The organism is Planctobacterium sp. AWH2_060 (genome assembly GCF_056158425.1).
Genome location: NZ_JBSWTG010000001.1, coordinates 1,728,066 through 1,750,442, shown reverse-complemented (window position 1 = coordinate 1,750,442; position 22,377 = coordinate 1,728,066). Strand labels below are relative to the sequence as shown.

General features: G+C 45.1%; 12 protein-coding genes. 11 read left to right on the top strand and 1 reads right to left on the bottom strand.

The window, feature by feature from the left end:
* Positions 1-10 precede the first annotated feature (10 nt).
* On the bottom strand, positions 11-814 hold the full coding sequence (locus ACXAD8_RS07375; RefSeq protein ID WP_475226725.1) for a thioesterase II family protein: 804 nt from the start codon (positions 812-814) through the stop codon (positions 11-13).
* 487 nt (positions 815-1,301) lie between these two features.
* Between ACXAD8_RS07375 and ACXAD8_RS07370 the strand changes: the two genes are divergently transcribed.
* The 11 genes from ACXAD8_RS07370 (at position 1,302) to ACXAD8_RS07320 (ending at position 22,376) form a co-directional block, all read left to right on the top strand.
* Entirely contained in the window at positions 1,302-2,558 is a 1,257-nt protein-coding gene (locus tag ACXAD8_RS07370; RefSeq protein ID WP_475226723.1) for an efflux RND transporter periplasmic adaptor subunit, read from the top strand.
* Positions 2,559-2,569: 11 nt separating this feature from the next.
* A complete protein-coding gene (locus tag ACXAD8_RS07365) occupies positions 2,570-3,307 on the top strand; it encodes an ABC transporter ATP-binding protein (protein ID WP_475226721.1) in 738 nt (245 codons plus the stop codon).
* 42 nt (positions 3,308-3,349) lie between these two features.
* A complete protein-coding gene (locus ACXAD8_RS07360; protein WP_475226719.1) occupies positions 3,350-5,791 on the top strand; it encodes an ABC transporter permease in 2,442 nt (813 codons plus the stop codon).
* A gap of 216 nt (positions 5,792-6,007) precedes the next feature.
* The gene (locus ACXAD8_RS07355; protein ID WP_475226716.1) at positions 6,008-6,511 is read left to right on the top strand and encodes a VOC family protein; all 504 of its coding nucleotides are present in this window, start codon (positions 6,008-6,010) and stop codon (positions 6,509-6,511) included.
* A complete protein-coding gene (locus ACXAD8_RS07350; protein ID WP_475226714.1) occupies positions 6,508-7,809 on the top strand; it encodes an aminotransferase-like domain-containing protein in 1,302 nt (433 codons plus the stop codon). The genes ACXAD8_RS07355 and ACXAD8_RS07350 overlap by 4 nt, the downstream gene beginning before the upstream one ends.
* On the top strand, positions 7,806-8,831 hold the full coding sequence (locus tag ACXAD8_RS07345) for an Ldh family oxidoreductase (RefSeq protein ID WP_475226712.1): 1,026 nt from the start codon (positions 7,806-7,808) through the stop codon (positions 8,829-8,831). The genes ACXAD8_RS07350 and ACXAD8_RS07345 overlap by 4 nt, the downstream gene beginning before the upstream one ends.
* 33 nt (positions 8,832-8,864) lie before the next feature.
* Complete coding sequence (locus tag ACXAD8_RS07340) at positions 8,865-10,538, top strand: MBL fold metallo-hydrolase (protein WP_475226710.1); 1,674 nt, start codon at positions 8,865-8,867, stop codon at positions 10,536-10,538.
* Between the two features lie 54 nt (positions 10,539-10,592).
* Positions 10,593-11,609 (top strand): TauD/TfdA family dioxygenase, encoded by a 1,017-nt coding sequence (locus tag ACXAD8_RS07335; RefSeq protein ID WP_475226707.1) that lies wholly within the window; start codon positions 10,593-10,595, stop codon positions 11,607-11,609.
* Positions 11,610-11,687: 78 nt separating this feature from the next.
* Positions 11,688-14,135, top strand: a complete 2,448-nt coding sequence (locus ACXAD8_RS07330) for a penicillin acylase family protein (protein WP_475226705.1) — start codon at positions 11,688-11,690, stop codon at positions 14,133-14,135.
* Positions 14,132-15,877, top strand: a complete 1,746-nt coding sequence (locus ACXAD8_RS07325) for a cyclic peptide export ABC transporter (protein ID WP_475226703.1) — start codon at positions 14,132-14,134, stop codon at positions 15,875-15,877. The genes ACXAD8_RS07330 and ACXAD8_RS07325 overlap by 4 nt, the downstream gene beginning before the upstream one ends.
* Positions 15,878-15,950: 73 nt before the next feature.
* On the top strand, positions 15,951-22,376 hold the full coding sequence (locus ACXAD8_RS07320) for an amino acid adenylation domain-containing protein (protein WP_475226700.1): 6,426 nt from the start codon (positions 15,951-15,953) through the stop codon (positions 22,374-22,376).
* The last annotated feature ends 1 nt before the right edge of the window (position 22,377 follow it).

Genomic DNA, 22,377 nt, shown 5'->3' with positions numbered 1-22,377 from the left:
CTGCACTCAATCAGACCATTTCTATTGGCTCAGGCAAATTCTGTCTGGTGAGTAACTGATCCAGCACTCCATTTAGGATAGGAAGCACGGACTTACTGTTGCTGTCGATAAAAAAGTGATCCCCAATAATTTTATATATTTTACTCTCCTCAATAAATAGATCTTTCCAACGATTGAGATGTTCTTCAGTGACACCACTATCTTTGTCACCGCCTAAAATGCTCAGCGGAATTGTAAATTGTTTGTGCTGCGTGTGATGGTATGTTTCCGCAATGCGGAAATCTGCTCTGAGAATGGGGATAAACAAAGCCATCAGTTCATCGTTTTCAAGAATTTCCGGAGGTGTACCATTGAGGTTTTTTAGTTTCTCTTTGAAACTGTCTTCCGGCAAATCATAGCTCTTTTCACCTGTAAAAGGGATGTGAGGTGCGCGGCTTCCCGATGCAAGGAAATGTAATGGTAAGGGCTGTTTATTGTCAGCAATAAGTGTTAACAATTCAAAAGCCACACGGCTACCTAAGCTATGCCCAAAGAATACGTAAGGGATATCCAGCTTGCTTTGAATAGCCTGGTACAACTCTGCTACCAGGTTTTCCATATCATCAAACAGTGATTCCATTATTCGTGCGCCTCTTCCCGGAGGTTGCACTACAACTAACTCCACTTCATTGTGAAGCTCTTTACTCCAGGGTAAATAGGTTGAACAACCCCCTCCGGCGTAGGGAAAACAGAATAGTCTGATTTTCGCAGAAGGCTTTTCTTGAGGTGTTAAAAACCACTTTTGCGCTTGGTGGTCATCAACATGATGAAGCATAATCATTCCTCTCACAGTATTGAATTCGAATCAGAAAAAAATCACTGCGCTATGTCTCATGCGTGAGATCGCTGCGCTAGTGTCATAGTTTTTTGGGTATTATGGGTAGAAATTGTAAACGGCCAAAGCGCGTTTAACAGCTTGACAGGATAGCACGGCAAAAGGTATTTTGGGCAGGTAATTTTACTTCGCCTTAAAAAGTTTGTGCTAAATATCATTTTCTTCATCTCATGTGTGAGACAAATTCTGGTAGATTGCTCAGGCGAGAGCGAAAATTTATTCACCTTGTGTTTGAAATATGAAGGCAATCATGCGTTAATAAGTTAATGCAAAGTCTGTGGTGCAGGTTTCCTCCACTTCAATCAAACAAGAAAAGATTCGGTTTGTGCAGAACAACAACCGGGCTGGCACATCTTTGTGGCTTGTGTATGGTCAGGTTGACTCGCATCCAATAAAAACGATATGAACAATAATAGTTGAGAGTTATATGGACTTTATTCGACCCAAGGAATCGAAGAAATTTAGTAAGAAATACTGGTGGCTGATAGCTGCGGTTGTACTGGTGATTATTACTTATTCGATTAGAGCTAAACTGTCTTATTCAACTATGTCTGTTGAGAGTGACCTGCTCAGCTATGGACAGGTGAGTGCCGGTGAGTTTGTGGTATCTGTTACTGGCAGCGGTACTTTGGTTCCCAAGCGGATAAATCTCATTACAACTAATGTTTCAGGGAAAGTCGAAGAGATCAGCAAGAAAGCCGGTGATCGGGTAAAGGTGGGCGATGTGATTGTATCCATGATTAATCCCGATATTGAAAAACTCTACACAGACAGCGAATTTGAGTTGGAAGCAAAAAAGTCTGAAGATTTCGCTACAAATCTGGAGCTGGAGTCGCAAATATTGAATCTGGAAGCCGAGCTGCTGGATTCAAAACTAAAATATCAAACTGCAAAATCAAAGCTTGATGCGGAATCAGAATTAGTGGAACAGGGATTCGCTGTAGTTTCTAAGTTGGAATTTGAAAATTCAAAAACCAATGTACAGCTTTATCTGGAATCCATTGGTACTAATGAGAATCGCCTGGAAATCATGAAAAAGACCCTGGAGGCAAAGAAGAAAGCACAGGATGCCCGCACTAAAAAGTTGGAAAGTACCTTAGAGCAGATTAAACGACAAATTGATGGCTTGCAGGTCAAGGCAACCTCAGATGGAATCGTACAACAAATGGATCTGGAGTTGGGACAACAGGTGGAACTTGGCGGAGATGTTGCCAAAGTTGTTCAGCAAGATAGCTTGATTGCTGAAATCAATGTGCAGGAAATACAAGTCAAAGATATTGCGTTGGGACAGACGGTCCAGATAGACACCCGAAGCAGTAAAGTGGAAGGTAAGGTTAGCCGTATAGATCCTGGTGTTGTTAATGGAATGGTGCAGATTGATGTGGAAATAGTCGGAAAACTACCGCCTGAAGCACGCTCGGATCTAAGTGTTGAAGGGGTGATAGAAATCGCGCGCAAAAACAATACCGTATTTGTGAATCGCCCGGTATTTGCCAAAGGAGCTTCTTCATCGTTTGTTTATCGGGTTAACCAGGACTCAAGCGGAGCAGAACGAATTCCCGTCAGATTTGGGTTGGTATCTACGCGCTTTGTTGAGGTAATTGATGGCCTCAGACCGGGAGATAGCATCATTATTTCCGATCCTACGTTATTTGAAGATCACGACCGCATCTATATCAATTAAAGAGTAAAAATATGAGCAGCGATAATGCAATCCACCTGGATAAAATTTCTAAATACTTTTACACCAGTGAAGTAGAAACCAGAGCGCTTCAGGATGTTGATATAACCATTCGTAAAGGCGAATACATTTCCATTTCTGGACCTTCAGGCTGCGGAAAATCGACATTGTTGTCGTTATTAGGATTGCTAGATGTGGCCACTTCCGGTGAGTATATTTTGGGCGATAAAAATGTTTCTGGTTTAAGTCAAAATGAACGTGCAGATGTCAGAAATCAAGAGATCGGATTCGTGTTCCAGGCTTTTAATCTTATCAGTGATATGACGGTAGCAGAGAACGTTAAACTTCCGCTGACCTATCGCACCGATCTATCCCGAGAGGAAATGGATAAAAAAGTTAATGCTGCACTGGAGAAAGTGGACATAGCCCACCGGGCTGGACACTTTCCGTCTCAATTGTCAGGTGGTCAGCAACAAAGAGTTGCAGTCGCTCGGGCTATTGTAGGTGATCCGGCCATTATTCTCGCTGATGAACCAACCGGGAACCTGGACTCCAATAATGCAGATATCGTAATTGAGTTATTAGAAAAGCTACATCAGGGCGGTGCAACAATTATCATGGTAACTCACAACCCAGAAACAGCGGAGCGAGCACAACGCAGATTGGATATGCTGGATGGCAGAATCGTCAAAGATCACAACGTCCTGGAATTTGTTCCGGGTAACTCTGAAAAAGTTTGCTCCAATGCTTAACAACATCGCAAAAACTAATAGGTTCTTAGCAGGGAACAAGCCATGAGTTCCATTATTTACGATATTAATTATGCTTTTCGCTTACTTAAGAAAAGTCCAATTTTCAGCCTAATCACGATACTGGTGCTAGCGGGTGGACTAGGCATGAGCATTTTCGCCTTTTCCATGGTTAATACCTTTGTCTACAAGGCCCTACCGCTGGAAGACGGCGAGGATATCGTCCGTGTTTTTGTGAGCCAGGACGGTTATCGCTATATTCCCGATGCCTACGATTTCTCTGCGATGCGAGCGGACATAAAAAGCCTGCAGGAAATCGGTGTCTACGCATCAAAGAAAATTGTGATTAACGATGGAGATATTACCAGAGGCTATAGTGGTGTCTTAACTGACTGGAATGTCTTTGAGTTTGCTCGTGTAAAACCACTACACGGTCGAGGGTTATTGCCCCAAGATAGCGAAGCCGGTGCGCCTGCTGTAATTGTTTTATCTTATCGCTTATGGCAATCCATGTTTAATGGGGATTTGCGTGTTCTGGATAGCTCAATTCAGGTTAATTCCACGCCAGTCCAGGTTGTTGGCATTATGCCAAAAGACTTTGCTTTTCCCATGGCGGAAGAGTTTTGGATGCCGATTGGCCAGGACATGTTAAACCCGGTTGAGCGTCAAAAGTATTTTGTAGATGTTTACGGTCGCATTAAATCCGGTTATAGCCGCTCTCAGGTTGATGCCGAGTTAACCACCCTGATAAAGCAAGTGCAGTTTGAACACCGACAAAGTGCTTTTAGCCAGCAATTAGAACAGGTTGATTACTATGACAATGCCTACGTGCAGAGTTTTCCTGAGGGAAATCACCCCAATGGTGCTGGCCCCATAATTTTTTCATTGGTTAATTTAATTGCGTTGTTTGTGTTATTGCTGGCCTGTATCAATGTCGGAAATCTGATGTTGGCCAGAGCTAATGAGCGCATTAAAGAAATTGCAATTCGCGTTGCTGTAGGCGCAAGAAGAAGTCGGTTGGTGATCCAAATGATGTGGGAAAGCGTCATTATATGCTCTATAGGAGGAGGGCTCGCGCTACTTCTTGCTGCGCTGGGGCTTAATGTTACTAATGACCTGATTTCTGCTAATTTCACCGAAGGTGGTCGACCCTTTTGGTGGCAATGGGGACTGGATACCGAGTCGGTACAGGCCAGTTTTGCATTTATCGTGCTGGCAGTGGTTTTTACGGGAGTCATTCCGGCATGGAAAACCTCCAGAGTCAACGTTAATACCATTTTGCGAGATGGTACCAAGGGCGCACAGAGTCAGCAGGCAGGGCGCTTTACCAAAGCTTTGATAATGTTGCAGATAGTACTGGTTTCTGTGGTAATGATTTTGGGAATAATTGCCTCAACTGTGGCCTATAAAATTGTCAACATTGACTTTGGGATGAACCCCGACAATATTCTGGCTGCCCCCAGTGTGATTAATGGCCAATCGGGTAGTAGTGCAGAACGTCAATTAGAGTTTTCAAGAAAACTGAAGTTGGAGTTAGAACAAAGTCCGGCGATTGATTCAGTTATTCTCATGTCTATGCAGGGTGAACAAAAGTTGCGCATAGAAGGCGATGTCTATAATTCACAACTTGAGTACCCAGAAGCACATGTAAAAGCGACGTTGGGCGCGTTAACCGAGCTGGGCATATCCTTAAATGATGGGCGGTTGTTCAGTGAAAGTGACAATGAAACCAGCTTCAAAGCGGCAGTTGTGAGTCAAACTCTGGCCAACACATTGTGGCCCGGCGAATCCCCTTTAAGTAAACGTTTTCAAATGGTGAATAGTGCGGGAGACAGCGAAGAATTCATTACAGTTGTAGGTGTGGTCAGCGATGTGGTTGAAGGCAACCCATTGTCTAGTGAGCGAAGTAGCGCCACGATTTATCTGCCCTTAGCCCAATCTGTATCAGACCGTATGATGATATTGCTCAAACACGGTGGCGACGAGAGAGTGGCGAAAATGGTATTCCTCAACACGGCTCAGAAGCTTGAACCGCAATTTGTCCCCGGCCAGGTGCTGAGATTCGAGAAACTCATTGAGCAGGTCACTATGGTAGCTAAATCTATCACGTCCGGCATGATAGTGGCCGCCATCGCAGCGTTGCTGTTGGCGGTAATTGGCATTTATGGGTTGAGCGCCAATTCAATTATACAGCGTACCCAGGAGATCGGATTACGCCGCGCGCTTGGTGCCAGAAATGGCAATATCATCGGCTTATTCATGATATCGGGGAGTCGCCAAACTCTGTATGGATTGGCTATCGGTGTGGGTATCGCAATATTGATTAGCATTATTTTGTCGGAATATGTAGAGCTGGATTTATCTATCTATGTATTGGCAATGACCACTGTGCCGGTTGGAATTATTACTGTGGTCTTATTGGCTATCTTTATCGCAATCAATAAGGCTGTTGCCGCAGAACCAGCGCAAGCACTGCGGCACGATTAACCCTTAGTGCAATCGCCTTGCACTAATTTTGGCCTAATCTGGTCTCGCCAGGCGAGATGGATTAGGCCTTGTGAAAAAACAGTTTTGTAAAGGGATGCCTGAGGCATCAGGCCTCTTTTTACCCGCAATAACTTAACGTTATTTAAAGGAATCTGCCGTGAAGGTACTTCCAGCACTTTTGTGCGTACTAAACTCGTTGACCGGGAGACAATGCAAATGTTTGTTGCACTTGACCATATTGAAGGGCTATACAAAAAAATAGATCACGTCGCGATTGCGGTGCATGAACTGGAAGAGGCTATCAGCTTCTACAGGGACGTACTGGGTTTGGAGCTGATGGAGCGAAGAGAGACTCAAGGTAAAAAGTCCGGCATGATTTCTGCTGTTATGTCCGCGGGGCACTTTACCATTGTTTTGCTGCAAGGCAGTGAGCCGGAATCCCAAGTATCTCAATACGTAAGCAATTATGGGCCTGGTGTACAGCACATCGCGTTTGAGGTTGACCAAATTGAACCCGCGGTTGAGATTTTGAAAAATAAAGGCTTTGAATTCGCGACGAATATTATTACCGGAAATGCGTTACGACAGGCATTTTCAAAACGCGACATTAATTCGGGAATGATGATTGAGTTGATAGAGAGAAATGCAGAAATCGCGGAATTTGAAGACAACAACGTCAATGACCTTTTTAGTCAGCTGGAAACCGCAGAGTTAGTATGATGACAACGTCCTTGTCCACAGCCCTGGAACACCCAATTCTCGATGTGATGAATTTTCTCAATGAGGTTGCTGAGCGCTTTCCAAACGCTATTTCTTTGGCATCGGGGCGGCCCTGGGAAGAGTCATTCAATGTATTGGACTGGGCAAAACAGATTGAACTATTTACCCAATACCTCGCGCATAAACACGATAAAAGCCCTACCGATATCGAAAAGATGTTGGGACAATATGGCAAAACCAACGGTATTATTAATGAGCTGGTGGTTGAGCTCGTAAAAAATGATGAAGGCATTCACACCAGCACTGAGCAGGTAGTTATTACCAGCGGCGCCCAGGAAGCCATGCTCATTTGTATGATGGCTTTATTAGAACCCGGCAAAGATGTGTTGTTAATTACCGATCCTACCTATATCGGCATTACTGGTTTGGCACAGATTCTGGGCGTGGATGTCGCGGTTGTGCAATGTGATGAAGATGGTCCCTGTCCGGAACATTTGGCATTGCAAATCCAGACGATTTCTGAGCAGCGAAAGTCTGCCAAAGTGCTGTATCTTATTCCTGATTTTAACAATCCCCTGGGTACTTGTATTACGCAACTACGGCGCACCGAATTGTTGCGATTATGTCGTTCTGAAAATTTAAAAATAATTGAAGATAATCCTTACGGAATGTTTCGTTATCGCGGAGAAAAGCTGCCCACTATCATGTCGCTTGATGAAGGCGATTGCGTGATTTACGTCGGTACATTTTCTAAAACCATTTGTCCTGGTTTGCGGATTGGGTACTTGCTGACTGGAAAGCCGACTGAAGCAGCGGAAGCTGACAATTCGTTGGTGGCAGCCATGTCAAAAGTAAAAAGCTTTGCCACCGTTAATACTAGTCAGATGGCTCAGGCGGTTGTAGGAGGTATTTTACTTGCTAACAATTGCAGTCTGAAAATTCAGTTGAGCGATGCGCTACTGCACTACGCAGCTAATCTGGAAGTCATGTTGGCCAGCTTGTCAAACGAGTTTTCCCAACCACACTTTGAGCAGATTCCGGTTAACTGGAATCGGCCCGAAGGTGGTTTTTTCATTACTTTAACCTTGCCTTTCGAATTTACCGAAAAGCAAGTATTTGAATGCGCCAGAGATTTCGGTGTGATTTGCGTTCCCATGTGTTTTTTCTCTGTACAAGGGCAATTCAAAAATCAGGTTCGTCTCTCCTTTAGTTATACAGACAGTGCGCGAATTCAGCAGGGTATCAAGGCATTGGCAGACTATATCTGTTTCCTGCACAACAGCAGAGAACGCTCATGACCCAATTACCTGTGCAGTTCATTGAACAAGTTATCACGGATGCGTTCAGGATAAATGGCCTTAGTCAGAAGCATATAAACTGGATGGTTAACGGCTTATTGGGACCTTCGCTGCGAGGCATCGATTCTCATGGCATTCGGTTGTTGCAAACCTATCTAAGTGAATTACAAGGTGGCCGCAGTAAAGCCAGACCGGATTTCAGGTTTACAACTTCTGCATCGGCGGCTATCAGTATGGATGCTGATCAAGGGTTGGGCATAGTTGCGGGTTATGAAGCAACAGAAAGAGCTATCCTTAAGGCAAAGCAATTTGGTATCGCAGCTGTTGCTGTAAAAAACTCAAATCACTTCGGTGCTGCTTCCAATTACACGCTTGCTGCAGCTCAGCAAGGCTTAATGTGTCTTAGTTTCAGTAATTCTGACGCATTAGTTGCTCCACACGGTGGGGCTGAAAAAGTTTTTGGCACTAACCCCATCAGTTTTGCTGCACCAGCACAAGGGGAAGAGATTTATTGCCTGGATATGGCCACCAGTCAGGTTTCATACTCCAAAATTCTGAATTGCCTGGCTAAAGGGGAAGCAACCAAAGACAACTGGGCTGTTAATGTTGATCACGAGCAAAAGTCTGTCGGTGCACTGCTGCCTCTTGGTGGGTACAAAGGGCAGGGACTGGCAATGATGGTGTCAATTTTGTCTGGGGTGCTCAATGGCGGACCTGATGATATGGATATGTCACATTTGTATTGTGCCCCTTACGATGAACCCCGGCAGGTGGGCCATTTTATTATTGCGATTAATATTGATGCTTTTACTCAGCCTGTGGGTTTCAGACAAAGGTTATCCAGGTTGATGGCCAGAGTTCGTCAATCAGAGACGGGGGTTGGCGAACGTATCCTTGTGGCTGGTGATCTAGAAAAAGAGTCAAAACAAAAGCGTGAGAAAGAGGGAATTCCGGTGAGCCAGGAACTTGCTGGGTATTTTGATCATCTGGCGACAATGAATAATCAACGATTAATGAAATAAATATTCAAAGAAATATTGAGGTTTAAGTACAAGATGCAAACAGAATTCTATTACCTAAAAGATGAGGTTTATTTTGAACCCCTATTTAATCAGTGGTACGCCTGGTCTTATTTGATTCCGCCAGTGACGGCAGCCCGTTATATGGTAGGCACCCATAAGCGCATAATGAATTCTTTTATTCAGAATTATAAATTGCACATCATGGCAGTTAATCAGCCCGGCATGGAAGGCTCGGATTTTCTGGATTGTTCAGAGGAACAGCTCAGTGATATTAAAGCGCTGGTTGAGCAAATCGATACGGAACACAAAGATTATGTGGAATTGGCCAATGCGGTTAAAGAGTTGGACGATATGCTCCGGAATCATACCAGTGGTGAATCGGTTGAAGGCCTCTATGAGAAAGTGCCCGGCCCCTTGAAAGGCTACGTTGAGCTGGTGATGGACATGGAGCACAATCCTTCCTATCGCATAATTGAAAGTCTTGTATATCGCAGTGATCTCTATAAGCCTGAATTGCAAAGTGTTTCTTTTGGATTGTTGTCAAAGGTCGACTCCCGACCATTCGCCTTGTCTACCCCCCGATTGCCTGATGAAGACCATTTACAGTTAAAGCTGGATTACAACTCAGCGAAGCTGAAACGCATATTAGCCGCCAGAGACAATCCCATTTCGGCTGAAGAACTGGATGAGTTGTTCCGCGATGAAGCTATCTCTGGAGGGCTGAACTATCGGGATTTATTTACCACGGTCAAACCCAGTAGTGTCTACCCTCATAAGCCTGTTGATGAAGGGGTACAGTTAACCTATATCGGCCATGCGGGATTAATGGTGGAAACCAAAGATACTGCAATCTTGATTGACCCAATCATAGCCAGTCGCGCCGAAAGTTACAAAGATGACATTATCAGCTTTAGCCAGTTGCCTTCAAAGATTGATTATATCTGTATTACTCATAATCATCAGGATCACGTATGTTTGGAATCATTGTTGCAACTGCGTCACAAGACGAACAAAGTACTGGTTCCCAAAAACAACGGCGGCTCCCTGCCAGATCCATCATTGAAGCTGTTACTCAAACAGTTTGAGTTTGATGTACTGGAAATGGATGATTTGGAAGAAGTTCTGGTCCCCAATGGCAAAATCATGTCCATCCCATTTTTAGGAGAGCATGGTGACCTAAACATTCGCTCAAAAACAGCGTGGTTTTTTGATATTTGTGGCAAGAAGATTTTTGCTGGGGCCGACTCTTCAAACCTTGATCCCAAGATGTATGAACACATTCGCAAACATATTGGTAAGGTGGATGTCATGGCGATTGGCATGGAGTGTGTAGGTGCCCCTTATACCTGGATATACGGCGCGCTCTACACCAAGATGGTGACCAAGAAGATTAAGGAATCGCGTCGCCTGAATGGCTCTGATTCTACACAAGCCTTCAGGATTGCCGAGATTTTTGAACCCAATAGTGTTTACCTTTACGCGCTTGGTCTGGAACCTTGGTACAAGTATTTTATGGGGATTGAGTATGATGAAAACTCAATGCAGATCGTGGAAACCGACAAACTGATAAAAGCGTGTGCTGAATTGGGATTACCGGCTTACCGACTTTATGGTAAGCGGGTTATCGATATCGACGAGCAAAGGACTGAACCGGTATTGGCGACTATTAACAGTGCTGAAGAGCAAGAAACCATCATTGAAATTTAGTGGCTGAAAAGCGGCTCAATGAGGGCCGCTTATTCAATATGAACAGGCACCATTATGCAAGAATACCGTTTAACTGAGCAGGACAATAAGCTTATCAACGAAGCAGTTGTAAGCATTTTCAAAGCACGCTTGCAGCAAGGCAAGGAAATCATTTCTTCCCCCACACTGGAAGAATTGGTTCGCTATGCCCACTTGTTACCCGAAAGGCTGATTGAGAATCTCTCGGTGTTTCGATTAAAGTCGAATAGCGATGGCTACTTCAAAGTGAAAGCGTTGGATATCTCTGACATATCAGATATATCCACGCCTGATCATTTTAATTTAGTGGAAAAGTCGGAAGGTGAGCTCAAGGTTGAGTTGAAGTATTTGCTGATTTCTTCATTGTTAGGTTATCCATTTGGCTTTAAAACTCAGCAGGCTAACAAGCTGGTTCATGACATCGTGCCGGTCAAAGGCCACGAAAATGAGCAAATGGGCAGCTCTTCTGCGGTTGAGTTGTATATTCATACTGAAGATAGTTTTCATCAATATCGCGGTGAATTCATCAGTTTATTGTGTTTGCGCAATATGGAGCAGGCGGTCACCATAACGTCCCGCCCAGATTTGTCGGAATTGTCTGAATCAGAGTTGGCGTTATTGTTCCAAAATGCCTTCAGAATACAGTCAGACGATTCCTACAGCATGGAATACAGCACTGATAATTCTGAGCAGCGGGATTATCAGAGTTTTCAGGAGACTTACGCAGATGGCAGCATGATGCCAGTTTTGTACGGCCAAAAAAGTGATCCCTTTATTGTTTTTGATCCTTACTACACGGCGGTGACAAAGGCGGAATACAAAGGCGTTTATCAACGCTTCTCCGATCTGGTAAAGGCTTCTGAGCAAGAGCATGTGCTCAATTCCGGAGAAATAATATTTATTGATAATCAACGAGCGGTGCATGGCAGAAGGCCTTATCAGCCTAGAGATGATAAGCACAAGCGTTGGTTTAAACGGATAAACATATCTGTGGATTTACGCAAGAGTGCACACCTGAGGGATGAGATAGATTGTCCCTTTATTGGATCTTAAAAGCACTTTTACAAAACTGAAATAAAACGTTGCCGAATTCAATCGGCGAACAGTAAAACCTGTTAACTGGTTGGGAAAATGTTTGCAAAATACCCATTGTTAATGCGATTCCTTTGCTGGATATTGCTTCCACTTGTAGCCCTGTTGCTATGGCTGGCATTGTACCTGAAATCTACTTTGCCGGTGACTCACGGAAGTCGATTGATTTCTGGAATCAACGCCGATGTGCAAATCCAACGGGATAAGCATGGTGTTGTGTATATCGAGTCTGAATCTGAGCGAGATGCTCATTTCGCAGTGGGCTATGCGCATGCCCAGGACCGGTTGTGGCAACTGGAGCTGAATAAACGCATGGCCCAGGGGCGTCTGAGCGAAATTTTTGGTAAATCAAGTTTGTCAGGCGACACCTGGTTCAGAACCCTCAATATCGATTTGGCCAGCCAACAAGCGTGGCAAAGTTTGAGTCCAGAAGCGAAAGCTTCGCTGACGGCTTATCGCGATGGCATCAATGCATGGCTTAGTGAACAGCATACCTTACCTGTGGAATTCGCGTTTTTTGATATAAAACCGGCCCCCTGGACTGTGTATGACTCTTTAGCCACCATTAAGCTATTTTCGTTGAATCTGAGCGGTAACTTTCGCAAAGAAGTAGAATATCTGGTGGCATCAGAGAGGTTACTACCGCAGCAATTGGCGACCTTTTTCCCAGAGTATCCGAAAGATGGTCCGCTCACCGTAAAAACACAAAATGGTTCAATGCTGAAATTAGCAGAGTTGCTTGCTCACGTGGAGAGCGACATGAAAATCGGCGGGCAGTTTGTTGGTAGTAATGCCTGGGCGGTTGCTCCTCAGCACAGTCATAGCGGTAGCGCGATTTTAGCCAGCGACCCGCACCTGGGGTTGTCTTTACCTTCGCATTGGTATGCTGTAGACATGCAGTTTGCCCAGCGGCATGTTATCGGAATGACATTGGTGGGTACACCAGCGGTTATCTTTGGTAAAAACAGTCAAATCACCTGGGCAGGCACTAACCTGACCGCAGATACTCAGGATTTGTATTTTGTGGAAACCGTGCCTGATAAACCAAATTATTATCTGGTAAATAATGAACAATTGCCGTTTACCACCCGCAGAGAAGTCATTCAGGTAGCACAAGATTTTCCAGCATTTTTAAGGCAAGACTTTAAACCCGTTGAGATCCTTGTCAGAGAGACTGTTGCTGGGCCTGTAGTGAATGATTTTCTTAAACTAAGCGAGCGGCCCATTGCCCTGAAGTGGGCTGCGTTACAGTATCCAGATAGTAGCTATGAAGCCTTTTATCGCATCAATAAAGCCCGGAACTGGGGACAATTTAAGCAGGCGTTAAACTACCATGTTTCACCGGTTCTGAACTTCTTGTATGCCGATGCCAATGGCAACATTGGCTACACCGCGGGAGGCAAAATCCCGGTCAGAGGAGAAGGACAGGGGCGACTACCCGTTGTGGGATTGAACCTGAGTTCCGGATGGCAAGGGTACATACCGGATGAAGAACTACCGGCAGTCTACAACCCTGAATCTGGTGTGCTTGTGTCGGCAAATAATAAGGTTATTGACGACCATTATCCTTACTTTATTTCAAATGAATGGGCACCACCGGCAAGGGCAGCCCGCATCCAGTCATTATTGGACAATGTGATTGCGTCAGGGGAGAAGCTGAGCGTGCAGGAAATGCAAAGATTGCAATCTGATACCCATGACCTGGCGATACAAAAGTTGATGCCACTATTTTTAGCCTATCAACCCAGAGATGAGCACCAGGAAGTGGCGTTTAGTTATCTGCGCCAATGGGATGGCCACATGCGCCAGGATAGCGTTGCAGCAACCATTGTCATGGCCTGGATTAGCGAACTGAAAAAGCGCTTGTTTCAGGATGATATTGAGCAGTTTTGGAATCAAAAAGAGCAGGAATTTGTGCTGGTATCGCTGGCAAAAAATGTCAGCAGCGAGACCTTACTTGCAATATTGAGTGATGATGAGCAAGGCTGGTGCGATAACCAGAACACTCCAGAAATTGAATCTTGTCAGGACATTTTGGATGAGGCGCTGTACATCGCGCTTAAAGACTTATACCTACTAAAAGGCGATGAATCTATGGCCTCCTGGGCTTGGGGAGAAGTGCATCATACTTTGTATCCTCATCAACCCTTTAGTCACATTAAAGTACTGGATAATATTTTCGAGCGTCGCATCAGTAATGGCGGTTCCGCCAATAGTATCAATGTCGCAGGGTCTCAGTTTAAAAAGTCGGAAGGCTATGAACAAACGTTTGGTGCTGGCTTCAGACAGATAGTGTCTCCTGGACTAAACCCAGCTCAGTATGTGTTTATGAATTCCACCGGGCAATCCAGCAATGTAGTGAGCCAGCATTACGACGACATGATTGAACCCTTCAGGGATGTTAAATACGTCGAATTTTCTCGGGCAAACGAAGAACTGGTGACCCTAACTTTAACGCCTGCAGACGCCGTGGAAGTAGTTCAATGAAGATGTTTAATCTGTTTACCCGTAAATCGCCCAATAAGGTGTTTTTCGCCATCCTTCTGGGGATTCTGGCAGGCCTTTGTTACTCGTTGATAATCCCTTTGGTGATGAAAGTCGTCTCGCCAGATGTATCGGGGCTTGCCACAGTGCAGTCAGAAAAGCTCATGTTTTGGAAATGGGAGGTATCGGACTACCAATTCGCCTTTTTCTTTGTGTGCCTCTGTTTATTTATTCTGGTGAGTAAAAGTGTTTCTCAGGTTTTACTGACTCAGGTGTCGGTGGCGGTCACCATGGATCTCCGTCTGGACGTATATCAACGTATTTTTGCCTCATCAATAGCAACCCTTGAGAAATTGGGACCTGCAAAAATGATGGCTATTCTGACTACGGATGTTCCCAGAGTGAGCATGGGCGCCAGGATGTTGCCCGATTTACTGACTAATCTGGTGACACTCGTGGGCATGCTGGGCTTTTTGATATACCTCAATGTCGAAGTTTTTTGGTTTGTGATGGCCAGTATCGTTTTTGGTATCGTCACCTATCAGGTGCCGGTATTTATCGCTCGAAATTATTTAATCAAGTCGCGCAAAAATCTGGATGGTTTGCACGAGTCCATTCGCGGCCTGCTATATGGTATTAAAGATCTTAAGCTAAATCGCAACAAGCACACTGAATACTTTGAACAGGAACTGTATACGCGAGAGCAACAGATCCGACGAAACGATGTGACCGGGCAGGCAATATTAAAAACCACGGTGAATTATGGTGACTTAATCAGCTTTTTTGTCATTGGTATAGTGAGCTTCATTGTCATTAATCACAGCACTATGACCCGCCATGAGCTGGTGGGCGTGATTATGGCGTTATTGTATGTAACCGGGCCGGTTGCGATGTTGCTGAACTTTTTGCCACAACTTTCCATGGCCCGAATTTCATTAAAACGCTTAAATGATTTGTATAAGGACTTACCTGCCGAAGCTGTGGATCAGGATGTTCACGAAGTCGCTCCATGGGAATCGCTCAAGTTTAATAATGTAAAATACCGCTATAAATCACAACACCAAGATGAGCAGCAAGAGCAGGGTTTTGAAGTCGGTCCGGTAAGCTTTGAAATTAAGAAATCTGAGATCACCTTTATTGTTGGCGGAAATGGTTCAGGCAAGTCAACGCTGAGTAAGCTGATCTCATTACATTACCGACATGACAGTGGTGACATCTGTTTTGGAGAACAAGTTTTAAATGACCAAAGTATTACCTCATTAAGGCAGCAGGTTTCGGTTATTTACTCAGACTACTATCTGTTTACCCGGCTCTTTGGAATAGACAAAAGCCAACTTGGTGAGCAACTTGCGGAAAAGGTGAATCACTACCTGGCGGCATTCGATCTGGAAGATAAAGTCAGCTTCTCTGAGGATAGATTTTCAACCCTTGATTTGTCTGATGGCCAAAGAAGACGCCTGGCATTACTGGTTTCATTTATCGAAAACAAAGAACTATACATTTTTGATGAATGGGCCGCTGACCAGGATCCGCGCTTCAAAAATATCTTTTATCGGGAAATCCTGCCAGCGCTCAAAGCGAAAGGTAAGGCAATTGTTGTGGTATCACACGACGACAGATATTTCGACATCGCTGATCAGGTGATACAGATGGAATCGGGTAAACAGGTACAACAGCCTGCCACCCTGGACCGCATTGATGAACAATCTGATGCGAAAAAAGTAACACAAATAATGACGTGCTAGATCACTCGAATACCTTGTTGGTCGGGCACTTATACCGCCCATTACAAGTGAGACGGGCTCTGAGGGTACAAACTTGAACAATAAAAACAGCGACCTATTTGAACTTACACTCACACAACGCGATATTTTTTACGATCAATTGAAGTTTGAGGGCAATCCTCTATATAACATTGGTGGCTATATTCGATGTTGCCACTATGATGTTGAAGCGTTACAAGTGGCACATCGCAAAGTGGTGCACAGTCACGATGCCTTTGGCCTGCGGCTGACAGAAGATAACGGCCAAATCAAACAGTATGTATCTGCACAACGAGACTCGGATTTACCCCTGATTGACTTAAGTTACAAGGTTTCTCCACTTGATTCAGCTCGTCGCTGGTTAGATACGGTGTTTGCCCGTCCTTATGAAATTATTGAATCGCAGCTATGTAGTGCCTGGCTGATTAAGGTTAGCAATACCGAATACTGGTATGTGGGTCTGAGCCATCACCTGGCAATGGATGGTTGGGGGTTTGCAAATTGGGCTTATCAGTTAGCACATTATTATAACAACCCTGAGCTGGACGTTGTTGCTGAAGCCTTAAACTTTTCTGATGTGGCTAGCGGTGATCAAAGCTATTTAAACTCTTCCCGATATCGAAAAGATCGCGACTTTTGGCTGTCGCAGTTTAGTCAACATAACAAAGATGGCGATAGACTGCTTACACCCTATTATCAGACGGATTTTGCCGATTGCTCTGTGATCCCTAGTACCCGATTCCGGCAGGCGCTTCCCAGAGAAATGTTCGCCCAATGTGAGAGAGCGGCAATCGAGTTTGGCGTCAGTGTCGCGCAACTGTTTTTAGGCTTACTCCTGTTTTATTTTGCCAGAACCCAACAGCACAATCAGTTAACGGTGGGGATCCCTGCCCATAATCGTAAGAACAATGCTCAGAAGCAAAAAGTGGGCGTATTTACGGCAGTCAGTGCTTTGAAGGTGGAGCTATCTGAACAACAGACCTTTGCGCAACTTGTGCAACAGATAGCGCTATTGCAACGCAAGAGTTATCGTCATCAGCATTTCCCCATCGGAGATCTGATTAATGAATTGGGATTAGTTAACGAGCAGAAAAACCTGTATGACATCCAGTTTAACTATCTAAAACTAAATTATCGTGATTTGGTTTTTGCTGAACATAACGCTTCTGTGATTTATCACAGCTCTGGCTACGAGCAAACGCCTTTTACCTTAACCGTCTGGGATGGCGACGATGAAAACCTGGAGTTGCAATACGATTTTAATCACGCCTATTTCAATGACCAAGAAATCGAATTGCTGGCCGAACGATTTACCGGGTTGTTAGGGCAACTGTTATCACCTGAGAATCAATCACTGACCTTATCGCAATTTGAGGTTTTGTCCGCGCAGGAAAAAACGCTGTTTTATGCTCAAGCGGGCAAAACTGATATAGACACAATATCTTTTTCGGCAGTGCATCAGCTATTTGAGCTTCGGGCACAACAAGAGCCAGATGCCATTGCTTTGATTCAGGATCCGGTTCGCTATAGTTATGCCGAAATTAACCGCAAGGCCAGCCAGCTAGCAGGTAAAATCAAGCAACAGCTTAAGGTGCGGGCTGAAACTAAAATTGGCGTCTGCTTTGAGCGTGGTGTAAATCAGGTGGTGGCGTTATTGGCCGTCATGAAAAGCGGAGCGGCTTTCGTACCGCTTTCTTCCGAGTTTCCGGAGCGCAGATTGCAGTTCATCGTAGAAGACACTGATATGCAGTTGCTGCTAGTGGACCCAAATAGTGTCTCTGTCGCACAGGCTTTGCCGGTCAAATTGTTAACAGTTGACGACCAGCTGTTGAACGAGGCGGCTGGCGACAGTTTAGCGGAGCTGGACGACGAGGTTGCGATTAATGGCAGCGATGCCGCTTATGTGATTTATACCTCCGGCTCTACCGGTGAACCAAAAGGTGTAGTGGTGGAGCACAACGCCTTTTCCAACCTTATTTTGGCACAACAGGAAAATTATAAGATTGGCACTAATGAGGTTGGCATTGCATTGGCAAATCCTGTTTTCGATGCCTACCTCGAACCGGTTTTTCTGATGTTGTGTACCGGTAATCAGATAGTTTTACCTCGTGATGAAGAAATTTACGATGCAGTAAGAATAGGCACACTGATCGAGCAATATCAGGTAACTCATTTAGACAGTACTCCTTCTCATTTATTGTCATTGGCTGCATTTGTTTCACTGCATCGGATTCGCAGAGTGATATCGGGTGGAGAATCCTTAACTCAACCGGTGCTGGATGCTTTTGGACCTAAGTTAATCAATGTGTACGGTCCTACTGAGGCAACGATTTCCTGTATAACATCGGGTCAGGGGCCAACAGATTATCGAACCATAGGGAAGGCCATAAACAACACTTTTGCACTGGTACTTGATAATCAGCTTCGCCCTGTTCCTATAGGCGTAGCCGGGGAGCTTTGTATTGGCGGCGCGGGAGTGGCCCGAGGGTATTTAAACAGGCCTGAGCAAAGTACCGCTCAGTTTATTTGCCATCCATTAGCTAAATCAAACACCGTCGCCGAGGCTGGCAAAATCTACAAAACCGGCGACATGGTAAGGCTTAGGGTTGACGGTAACCTGGAATATCTGGGACGCAAAGATCAGCAAATAAAGATCCGCGGATTTCGCATTGAACCTGGTGAGATTGAACGTCAGTTGACTCAACATAATGCGGTGCACTCGGCATTAGTCACAGTGCAGCATGTGCAAGACAAAGCTCGATTGGTAGCTTACATTAAACCAGAGCTGCACTATCCGGTAGAGTTGTTGAAGACCTTGAAGCAGGAGCTTCTTGCCGTATTACCTGCCTATATGCAACCTGAGATTTTCACCTTGGTTGAACAGTGGCCATTAACAGTAACCGGGAAAATTGATCTAAAAGCGTTGCCTGTGCTTACACCAGATTGCAGCAAGTCCAGAGTACTTCCTGAGTCTGAGACAGAAAAGTTATTGGCCAGTATCTGGGGCAAACATCTGGATATTTCGCCTGGTAGCATAGGCCGAGAGGATAACTTTTTCGAATTGGGCGGTCATTCTTTATTGGCTTCACAAGTGATTGCCGATATACGTCAGCAGTTGGGTAAAGAGCTTCCGATTAAGGCTGTGTTTAGCAGTGAAAATCTGCAGGTTATGGCAAATGAAATTGACCAGGCTAAATCCACAAAAATCAAGGGCATGACAATCAAATCGCCAGTGGAAACTCAGGATTTAAGGCCTTCTTTTTCTCAACAGCGGTTGTGGTTTATTGACCAGTTACAAGGCGGAACTCCTGAATACAATATGAGTGCCAGCTTCAAAGTGGCTGGAGACTTAGATTTACGCATTCTCGAGCGCGCATTTCGGGTAGTTTTACAGCGACATCAGGTTTTGCGTACTCGTTTTGTGCAAGTCGCTGGTGCTGTGGGATTAAGTGTTACTTCAATAGATGAAATCAACTTTTGCATTGCGGAGTACGATTACCGAAAAAGTACCTCAAACGAAAGTTTGTCAGACACAAAGACTGTCATCAACAGATTTGCCAGCCAGACCTTTGATTTGTCCTCTGATTTAATGATTAAAGCGGCTTATATTCACATGCCAAATAACGGCGCAGGACCAAATGGCAAGCTACTGATTTGTATGCACCACATAGCATCAGATGGTTGGTCAGTTAATTGTCTGCTGAATGAGCTTAAACAGCTTTATTGTGCATTTGTTCAAGAGCTGGAGAACCCGCTACCTCCGCTATCTGTGCAGTTTTCCGATTGCGCTCATTGGCAAAGAGAATTCCTGCAAACAGAAACCGCAGAATTGCAGTATGAATATTGGCAACGACAATTAGAAGAGGCGCCAATAGTACATAGTTTGCCTCTGGATTACAGCAGACCCTTAACTCAGCAACATATTGGTGGCATTGTCAGGGATGAACTGCCTGCTGACACTTGTCAGGGATTATTGCAGTTAGCTAAAGCACATGGTTTGACTCCATTTATGTTGTTACATGGCGCGCTGGCTCTGCTGATTTCTCGCCACAGTGCTAGCAAAGATATTGTGATTGGCACGCCGATAGCCAACCGTCCATTAGCTGATATGGCGCCGGTAATTGGCTATTTTGCCAATACCCTGGCTCTCAGAGTGTCAACCAAACACACTACATTGACGCAATATCTGGCTCATGTTAAAGCGACCAATTTGCAAGCCCAGGGGAATCAGGATGTGCCTTTTGAGCAATTGGTGGAGCGGTTACAAGTGCCCCGCAGTCAAGCTCACAGCCCACTATTTCAGATCATGTTAACCTGTGATTTCGATAGCAATGAAGCTGACAGCAGTTTGGCGTCCAATGGATTAAAGCAAGTTGATTGGGACAGTGTCAGTCTTACCCCGGAAGAGCCGCAAACGCTGTCAGCCAAGTTTGATTTAGATATCAATTTGCAAATGACACCACAAGGGTTAAAGGCGCATTGGGTATATGACCAAAGCTTGTTTGCAAAAGAAAGCATCGCAGTATTAAGTCAACATTTTTCCTGCCTGTTAGCCTCCATGGCCAGACAGGCTGAGCATAGTGATTGCCTGTTAACCGAACTCGATATTCTGTCGGATTGTGAAAAGCGGTTTTTGTTATCCGATATACAAGGGCGACAAGTCGACATTAATGGTGGGCAATCTATTCATCATTTATTTGAAGCACAGGCGGCCGCACATCCAGAAGCAACGGCTCTGGTGTACGGTGAGCAGAGGCTGAGCTATCAGGCGCTAAACGAGCGAGCCAATCAACTGGCTCATTACCTGTTGGCCCATTACGAGATTACCCCGGACAGCTTTGTGGGACTGTGTGTCAATCGCTCGCCAGAAATGCTGGTGGCTATACTGGCCATTCTCAAAGCTGGCGGGGCCTATGTGCCGCTGGACCCGGGCTATCCACAGGAGCGTCTGGCTTTTATGTTGTCGGATACTCAGGCTCAGGTGGTGCTGACCCAGTCGGATGTTATTGAGTCTTTGGCGGGATATGAAGGTGAGAAGCTCATCATAGAAGCGTTGACCGCTGAGCTTGCACATTATCCGGTAAGCAACCCACAAACCGCTGTTTTATCTTCGCATCTGGCTTATGTGATATATACCTCCGGGTCCACAGGGAAGCCGAAAGGCGTGATGATTGAACATGGCAATGCTGTGGCGATGCTGAGTTGGGCACAAAGCCGCTTCAGCCAGCAGGAATGTGCAGTGGTATTGGCGTCCACTTCAATTAACTTTGACCTGTCAGTCTATGAACTGTTTTTGCCACTGAGTCTCGGGACTCAGTTGTATCTGGTGGACAATATTCTGTCGATACCGGCATCGGGTCTGAGCAGTATTACGCTGGTCAATACTGTCCCTTCAGCGATAACGGCGTTGCTGGAGCAGGGACTGATACCGGACCAGGTAAAAACCATTAATCTTGCCGGTGAGCCGCTAAAGAAAAACCTGGTCAATCGGTTACTGGCCCGGTGTCCGGGTGCACGAGTGTGTAATCTGTATGGTCCGTCAGAAGATACCACCTATTCCACCATGGCGTCATTTGAATCACCACTGGAGTCGGAGCCGTATATTGGCAAAATAATCGACAACAGTCAGGCTTATGTACTGGATGAAGAACTGTCGCTGGTACCGTTTGGCTGTGTGGGCGAGTTATATGTGGGCGGTGCAGGTGTAGCACGAGGTTATCTGAATCGCGAAGCGTTAACGGCTGAGCGTTTTATCGCTAATCCGTTCATAGCCGGGGAGCGTTTGTATCGTACCGGCGACCTGGTGCGCTATCTTCTCGATGGCAACCTGATGTATCTGGGACGTAATGATGACCAGGTAAAAATCCGTGGATTTCGCATAGAACTAGGGGAAATCGAAAGTCTGATTACAGCTAATGCCGACATTGCGGCATCATTAGTGATGGCTAAAGAGGTCGCGGGTAGTTTGCAGTTGGTTGCTTATATCCTACCCGCAGAAAGTATTAAGGTGCAGCAAGCGCAGTTAATCACACAGCTGAAATTGGAGTTAGCACAGCAATTACCCGCTTATATGGTGCCGGGGATTGTTATTCCTGTATCGAGTTGGCCACTCACCCCAAATGGAAAAATTGATAAGAGTGCGCTACCCAACCCGGGTGAAAGCGAGCTTATGACAGCGGTCTGTGAGCCGCAAAATGATACTGAAGAGCGGCTCACTGTGATCTGGGGACGGTTGTTATCGTTGGATATTCAGAAGATCAGTACCGAAGCAAACTTCTTTGAGATCGGAGGGCACTCTTTATTGGCCACCAGGTTGTTATCTGAGGTTAACAATGAGTTTGCCATAAACTTATCCCTGGACGAGCTATTTAAACGCCAAACAATAAAACAAATTGCAGAACTTGTTCAGGGTATCCTGGCTTTTAGAAATGTTGTGCAGGAACAGCACGAAGATGCAGATTATGAGGAGTTTTCACTGTGAG